The organism is Idiomarina sp. ST10R2A5 (genome assembly GCF_051842325.1).
GTDB lineage: Bacteria > Pseudomonadota > Gammaproteobacteria > Enterobacterales > Alteromonadaceae > Idiomarina > Idiomarina abyssalis.
The window spans coordinates 1-258 of record NZ_JBNIEX010000050.1 but is presented as its reverse complement, the minus strand read 5'-3'; the positions used below and the strand labels follow the sequence as shown (position 1 = coordinate 258).

General features: G+C 65.1%; 1 protein-coding gene. It reads right to left on the bottom strand.

From position 1 onward, the window contains the following. Positions 1-258 (bottom strand): hypothetical protein (locus tag ACP7FG_RS13085; protein WP_439226640.1); only part of this gene is annotated, 258 nt, incomplete at both ends.

The following is a 258-nucleotide window of genomic DNA, read 5'->3' as shown; positions in this document are numbered from 1 at the left end:
GGAAGTTCCCGCGCCAGTCGTCGCCGTAGATCTCGCGGGCGATCGCCGTTGCCGAGGTGGTGTTGTGCATCACGGTTGGGACCTCGCCGGCGACGTAATTCCGAGTCTTCGGGACCGTCAAGTCGTACACCCGTTCCTGGGTCTCGACGCGGTCGACCGACTCGACCCGATCATAGTAGAGCCCCGCATCTACGATCCGACTCGCCGTCTCGAGCAGTTCTATCGTCTCGACCGACAGCCGGTCCAGCGCCGCCGCCC